Origin of the sequence: Lysobacter enzymogenes, assembly GCF_017168095.1 — a bacterium.
Classification (GTDB): Bacteria; Pseudomonadota; Gammaproteobacteria; order Xanthomonadales; family Xanthomonadaceae; genus Lysobacter; species Lysobacter enzymogenes_D.
The window spans coordinates 1-1,772 of sequence record NZ_LXSD01000413.1 but is presented as its reverse complement, the minus strand read 5'-3'; the positions used below and the strand labels follow the sequence as shown (position 1 = coordinate 1,772).

General features: G+C 71.6%; 1 pseudogene. It reads right to left on the bottom strand.

The features are described 5' to 3' along the window. A pseudogene (locus A7A76_RS17985) lies at positions 1–1,772 on the bottom strand (hypothetical protein); the annotation flags it as partial.

The following is a 1,772-nucleotide window of genomic DNA, read 5'->3' as shown; positions in this document are numbered from 1 at the left end:
GGTTGTCGAGCGTGGTGCCGGTGCCGGCCGGGCCGCGCAAGGTGATCGCGGCATAGTTCGGATTGCCCGCGCCGTCGTCGTCGTACTGCACGGCGAAGGCGTTGCCGGCGTTGACGCCGTTGTCGAGCGCGCTCAGCGCGGCGCCGACGTTGGTATAGGTGTTGCCGGCGATGACGTAGTTCGGCGCGGTGAACGTGCCGCCGGCGTTGAAGCCGGCGCCGCCGCCGAAGATATCGGCGATGCCGGTGCCCAGGCCGAAGAGCTGCCCGCCGTTGACGGCCTGCAGGCTGCCGGCCGCGATCTGCCCGGCGGCGAGGTTGTCGAGCGTGGTGCCGGTGCCGGCCGGGCCGCGCAAGGTGATCGCGGCATAGTTCGGATGGCCGGCGCCGTCGTCGTCGTACTGCACCGCGAACGCGTCCAGCGCCTGCGCGTTGCCGTCCAGCGCGGCCAGCGCGGCGCCGACGTTGCTGTAGCCGTTGCCGGCGATGACGTAGTTCGGCGCGGTGACCGTGCCGTCGGCGGCGACCGCCGCGCCGCCGCCGAGCCGCTGGGCGTTGGATTGGCTGACGGCGAACAATTGCGCGCCGTTGATCGCCTGGGTGCTGCCGGCGCCCACCGCGCCGGCGCGCAGGTTCGACACCACGGTGCCGCCAGCGCCCTGCAGGGTGATGCTTTGCAGGTTCGGCGAGCCGCCGAGGTCGTCGTACTTGACCGCGAACGGGTCGCTGGCCGCATTCGCCAGCGCGCCCTGCAACTGGGCCAGATTGACCGCATCGGTGCCGAGGCTGCCGGCGGCGACGTTGCTGAGCTTGCGCGCGGCGCCGGCCGCGCCGATCGAGACTTCGCCGGCGGAGTTCTGCGGCGCGGCCAGGCCGAAGGCGACGTAGCCGGTCTGCGCGCCGACCGAAGTCGACGAGCCGGCGCCGAGCGCGACGCTGTTGGCGTGGGTGGAGGTGGCGCCGAAGCCGAGGATGGTCTGGCGGTCGGCGTTGCCGAAGCTGTTGTCGCCGATCACCACCGAATTGCCCAGGCGCGCGGCGTAGTTGCTGTCCGGCCCGCCGGTGAAACCGGCCGCGGCCGCGCTGATGGTGGGCAGCTGGTGGCGGGCGTTGGTGCCCATGACGATGGTGTTGGAGCCGTTGGCGTAGCTGCCGTCGCCGATCAGCACCTGGTTGTTCTGCGCGGCGTTGGTGCTCCAGGTGCAGGCCAGGCCGATCACCACGCACGAGGCGTTGTTGTTGTTGCCGTAGTAGTTGCTGTCCTGGAACTGGATGTAGCTGTCCGAATGCACCGCGCCGATCAGGGTCAGGTGGTTGGCCGGCTGGTTGCCGTCGAGGTCGAGCGCGTTCGGCGCCTGGATCAGGTTGAGGATCAGCGACAGGTAGGAGTAGTTGAAGTTGGCCCGGTCGATGGTCAGGCAGCCGGTGCCGAGCAGGCCGCAGGCCTGGTAGTCGGCGCCGAGCAGCCAGTTGTTGAGGTACTGGACCAGGCCGGGCAGGGTGCCGTTGGTCGGCGGCGGCGGTTCGATGATGCTCATCGGCGAGACCGTGCCGCCGTCGAAGGCCGCGGCCGAGCTCCAGGTGTCGGCATTGGGCATGCCGTCGAGCACCAGCGGCAGCAGCGGCGCGGGGCTGGCGAAGGGGTCTTGATCGGCGGACGGCGTGTTCTCGCCGCTGGCCTCGGCGGCCGCGGTTTCGGCGACGGCGGCGTCGGCGAGAGCGGCGTCGGCGATGGCCTCGGCCGCCGCGGCCGGGCGCGCGAGCAGCGCGAGG